Origin of the sequence: Streptomyces sp. NPDC002793 (assembly GCF_040295485.1) — a bacterium.
GTDB lineage: Bacteria > Actinomycetota > Actinomycetes > Streptomycetales > Streptomycetaceae > Streptomyces.
Genome location: NZ_JBEOVL010000113.1, coordinates 1 through 4,532, shown reverse-complemented (window position 1 = coordinate 4,532; position 4,532 = coordinate 1). Strand labels below are relative to the sequence as shown.

The 4,532-nt window shown below is 68.1% G+C and carries 4 protein-coding genes and 1 pseudogene; 3 read left to right on the top strand and 2 right to left on the bottom strand.

What is annotated here, in order from left to right; genetic code table 11:
• Nucleotides 1-168: 168 nt before the first annotated feature.
• Nucleotides 169-1,194: a hypothetical protein gene (locus tag ABT001_RS35735; RefSeq protein ID WP_351285851.1), complete on the bottom strand. Its 1,026-nt coding sequence runs from the start codon at nt 1,192-1,194 to the stop codon at nt 169-171.
• 233 nt (nt 1,195-1,427) lie between these two features.
• Here ABT001_RS35735 and ABT001_RS35730 point away from each other — a divergent pair, with 233 nt between their 5' ends.
• The 3 genes and pseudogenes from ABT001_RS35730 (at nt 1,428) to ABT001_RS35720 (ending at nt 3,609) form a co-directional block, all read left to right on the top strand.
• The gene (locus ABT001_RS35730) at nt 1,428-1,850 is read left to right on the top strand and encodes a hypothetical protein (protein ID WP_351285849.1); all 423 of its coding nucleotides are present in this window, start codon (nt 1,428-1,430) and stop codon (nt 1,848-1,850) included.
• 21 nt (nt 1,851-1,871) lie between these two features.
• Nucleotides 1,872-2,592: pseudogene (locus ABT001_RS35725) on the top strand (IS5 family transposase); the annotation flags it as partial.
• 249 nt (nt 2,593-2,841) lie between these two features.
• Nucleotides 2,842-3,609, top strand: coding sequence for an HNH endonuclease family protein (locus ABT001_RS35720; RefSeq protein ID WP_351285848.1), 768 nt, complete (start codon nt 2,842-2,844; stop codon nt 3,607-3,609).
• Between the two features lie 735 nt (nt 3,610-4,344).
• On the opposite strand, the gene ABT001_RS35715 is transcribed toward ABT001_RS35720, so the two are convergent.
• Nucleotides 4,345-4,532, bottom strand: a 188-nt coding sequence (locus ABT001_RS35715) for a hypothetical protein (protein ID WP_351285846.1), incomplete at its 5' end; no start/stop codon positions are given.

Genomic DNA, 4,532 nt, shown 5'->3' with positions numbered 1-4,532 from the left:
ACAGCCGCAATCTCATCCGGAGTCACACCCTGTCAACGCAACACCGACCGAAAGGACACGCTCACCCATGTCCGACCTGACCAAGCCCTACTAGGCACCCTGAGCCTCGCGGCCACCCGGCGACACGGCATGCCCGCACTGTGACGCCGACTGCACACTGGGGGCGGGCTACGTCATCAACTCGATGTGCGGGTGCTCGGGCTCCGCCGGGCAGACGAACAGGTGCTGCCGGTAGCCGCTGCCTATCTGGACCCCGGTCGCGTTGTAGCCGCGGTGGCCGGGGTACGGTCCCGCGCCTGGGTGGGGGTACGGAGACCAGCTGTTCCCGGCGTCGTCCCCTTCCTCGAACGTGGCGACGGTCATCAGGACCTCCATGCCGGTGCCGCACTTGGAGCAGGGCTGCGGGCTGGGGTCGGTGGAGTTCCAAGCGGGCCAGCCGCCGACCTTCCAGCCAGGTGCGTTGGACAGCACACAGTCGTAGTACGTGTCCGGGTCCATGTCTTCCTCTGCTGCCTGCGGCACACTCCATTGCTTGAGCTGCTCCCGCAGTTCTTCGCTCAGCTCCAGATGGTCGGGGTACTCGGTGATCTGCTCCGGTTCGAGCACGCACGGTTCCGGTAGATAGCCGTCGAACTGCACTGCGGGCGGCTCGGGGGGCGTGTCGAGGGTGTCGGTGACGGCGGCTGCGGAACGCCAGAAGAGCAGGGTCCTGGGCATGATCGGATGGTCGAAGGGGCACCACAGAACCTGCAGCAGGTCCTTGCCCTCCGGCGGGCTCAGATCGGGTACATCCCGTACGTACAGCTGCGCGACGGGCAGCATCGCTATGGGGCCGTCGTAGGTCCGGACCGCCAGGCTCACCGGATACGTCCGAGGGGGTCGGATCCGCTCGAGAGACTCCCGTTCCTCCGGAGTCAGGTCCCGGCCGTGCGAGGCGGCGAAGATCCGTCGCTCCAGCCGCAGATCCGCCGGGGGCTGAGCTGGGTTGATGCCATCCACCACATGCGGTTCCTCGCAGTGTGGCCACGGCTCCTCGGCGGGCCACAGCAGCGGCCCGCCGATCGAGCTGTCGTGCCACGTCGGCGCCCCAGGGCGGGGGTGCAGGCGGGTCGCCGTGCGGGCCAGCGGGACCAGTTGGGGAAAGACCGCGGTGACGTCGATCGGCCGTGCGGGAGTGACAGGAGTGACATTCATGGCCGCAATCTTGCCAATCGCCTCTCACAATGGCCCTCGTGGCCGCCCCACGAAGAGTTCCGGCACGGGCGCCACCCGGGAGAGCGCACCGCCGAACCGTTGCCATGGGTGGGCTGAGCTGTTGATCAGATGTGTCTGTCCGATTGGTCTGCAGCCCCCAACTAGCCCGGCCTCCGCGGCGCGGCGGGCCTCGCGTAGGGTCGCCGAATCCTCACTGATCAGGGGAGTTGGCGATGGTGCACACATTAGGACGGGGCGCCCGCGCGGCACTGACGGTGGTGGCGGGAGCCGCGCTGCTGGTGGGCTGCACGGAGGAACCACAGAAGCGGGTCATGCCTGGCCCGACGTCCACGGCCACGGCCGCTCCCCAGGACGCCGTGGCCCTGGCCGAGCGCTACCGGGCGGCTGGCGGGGACCCGGACGTGTACGGGATCCAGGTCGAGGACGGACCAGAAGGCGTGCCCCGGGTGGTCATCCGGACCCGCAACGCGGATCAGGCGGACGCGATCTTCCGCCGGCAGAACACCTCGGTCACCACTCACCTGACGACGAAGGAGGGGGCGTCATTCAAGAAGGGCTACCTTATCGACGTCTTCGGCCCCGACGGCGGACTCATCCACCGCATGGACGCTCGCCCCGAGAGCGTGTCTGATTGATCGGTGGGCAGTTAATCGGATGTGTCTGTCCGGTTAGTGATCACTGATGCGATGTGGAACCGGATCGAGCCGCTGATGCCAGCCGATCCGGTCCGCGGTCGGCGGTGGGTCGATCACCGCCGAACCTTGGAGGCCATCGCATGGAAGTACCGAACCTGCTCGCCCTGGCGGGACCTGCCCGACGAGCTCGTATCGTTCCAGAACGCTCACAAACGGCTGATCAGGTGGGCCGTGGCTGGCACCTGGGAACGCATCCTGACAGCGGTCCTGGCAGCGGCCGAGGGTGCTGACGGCATCGGCTGGACCGTGTCGGTGGACTCCACTGTCTGCCGGGCTCACCAGCACGCCGCCGGAGCCAGGAAAAAAGGGCTCCAGGCCGGGCCGAACCCGACGACCACGCGCTCGGTCGCTCCCGAGGCGGCCTGAGCACGAAGGTCCTTGCCAGCTACGGCCGGGCACGACCCCTGGTCCTCCGCGTCACCGCAGGCCAGGCGGGTGACGCCCCGGCCTTCGAGACCGTCATGGCTGGCATCCGAGTTCCGGGAAAGGGAAGGAGGGCCCGGCCCGATGCCGTCTCGGCGGACCGCGCGTACTCATCCCGCGCGCGATCCGAAGTCACCTCCGCCGACGTGGAATCCGCGCTGTCATCCCCCAGTCCTCCGACCAGATCGGCCACCGTCTGCGGCGAGGTCGTGCCGGCGGTCGCCCACCGGCTTTCGACGCCGAGGAATACAAGCAGCGCACTCCCGCCACCGGCGAGAGCACAACACGTCCTTGAGCCCTTTCAGCTGGGCCCGCTGCTCCCGGGTCTTCCTGCGCGCGAGCGCCCGGATCAGGTGCCTGATCGACCGCCGGAGCGCGGTCACGCTTGGTTCTCACCCTGGATGCTGCACCGCACCGGCCTCCGGCCCGCTGCTGGGTGATGCGGGTCCCGTCAGGGCTACCTCGTGAACACCTGAGCCTCTGTCACCTCGGTCTCCAACCTGCGACAATGAGGTCGTTTCAGTCCACTCACCTGCCGGAGTTCCTCGCCGTGATCACGCCGCGCCATGTCCTGATCAGCACTGCTCTGCTCGCTGTCTGCCTCACCGCGTGTAACCCCGCCGCGACGACCGATCCTGACGACAAGCAGGCCAGCCCGACCTCGTCTGCCACCGGTGCGGCCGCGCCCGGAGTCCCCGCGGGCGGCAGCGGGACACCGCTCAGCGAAGCGGTGGCCATGCTGCCGCTTGGTGAGGAGAGCCGGACCGGGTACGAACGCGACTCCTTCCACCACTGGATCGACGAGGACGGCGACGGCTGCGACACCCGCCGCGAGGTGCTCCTGGCCGAAGCCGTCACGACGCCGGAGCAAGGAAACCAGTGCGCGATCACGGGTGGGTCCTGGTCCTCGTTCTATGACGAGGTTGAGGTAGTCGACGCCAGGAAGCTGGACATCGACCACATGGTTCCCCTGGCAGAGGCTTGGGATTCGGGGGCTTCGCAATGGACCGCGGACCGCCGTGAGCAGTATGCCAACGACTTGGGGAGCGAACGCTCGTTGGTGGCGGTGACCGCGAAGTCGAACCGGTCCAAGAGCGACCGGGATCCCGGCGAGTGGCTCCCGTCGGCCGCGTCCGCGCAGTGCACCTACGCCTCCGACTGGGTCGCCACCAAGCTCCGCTGGAAGCTCACCATCGACGCGAAGGAGCAGGCCGCGCTGGAGATGCTCGCCGGCGACTGCCCGGACACTGTGGTGGAGTACGAAGTCGCCCCGTAGCAAGACGGGCGGGCTGCGCGGGAAGAAGAGGCGAGGCCGTCGATGAGTCCGGCGACCGACGGCATAACACGTAGGAGCAGGTCACCAGCACGGAATCAGCGCGGATTGCGGAACAAGGGGACAAGGTCCTGGTCTATGGCCGTCTGGTGGCAAGGACGGCCCTCTGCTGAGTGGCTGTTGGTGCGCCTGCCACAGACGATCTTCGGGGTGCTCGAGTCGGGGCGACCTTGAAGAGATCATTGTGCACCGGACCGCCGTACGGGCCGGAGACAGGTCCGTGTGCCGTCCGTGCCGCGCCGACGACGTCGCACACAAGGAGGCCGCCGCCGAACCGCCCGCATTGAGGCCGCAGCGCCGCCGGAGCCGGAGGACGACCCGGGGCAGGGCCGCAGGTGAGTCCGCCAGCGGCCCTGACAAAGGGGTACAAGTACAGGTACCGGCTAGCCGCTGGAGACCTCACCCGTCCGAGGCAACGCGGCTCATGGGCTTCGGCCGGTGCGGCTGTGCCGGTTAGCACCTGCCCCGGCCAGTGCGTACTGCCGATCACCGCCCGCCCCGAACCGTCCGTTGCCTGCGGCGGTGTCCCCTGCACGCATCATCAATTCGTTCGCCCTCGGCGGATGCGTACGCGCAGACGCCCCACGGACGGTTGGTCCGTAGGGCGTCTAAATGTGTGGTCAGCCTCGCGCTGCTCAGCGGCCCCGTCGTCGGGTCAGACAGATACGGAGGCGCGGCTCAACAGGAGCGCACCACCACGGCCGCCCACGGCATGCCGCACGGATTCTGTGTTGGGCCCTGCATTCGGACGAACCGGTAGAGCTTGTGGTTGTCACAGACCTGTGTCCGTGACAGGTCCAGGCAGGCATCGTTGTTGAAGTCGAGTGCCTGAGCCGATCCGGACCCCATGAAGACGGCGATACCGG

Coding starts and splice junctions, on each gene's coding strand:
- ABT001_RS35735 (WP_351285851.1), bottom strand. CDS start 1,194: ATGAATGTCACTCCTGTCACTCCCGCACGGCCGATCGACGTCACCGCG.
- ABT001_RS35730 (WP_351285849.1), top strand. CDS start 1,428: ATGGTGCACACATTAGGACGGGGCGCCCGCGCGGCACTGACGGTGGTG.
- ABT001_RS35720 (WP_351285848.1), top strand. CDS start 2,842: ATGAGGTCGTTTCAGTCCACTCACCTGCCGGAGTTCCTCGCCGTGATC.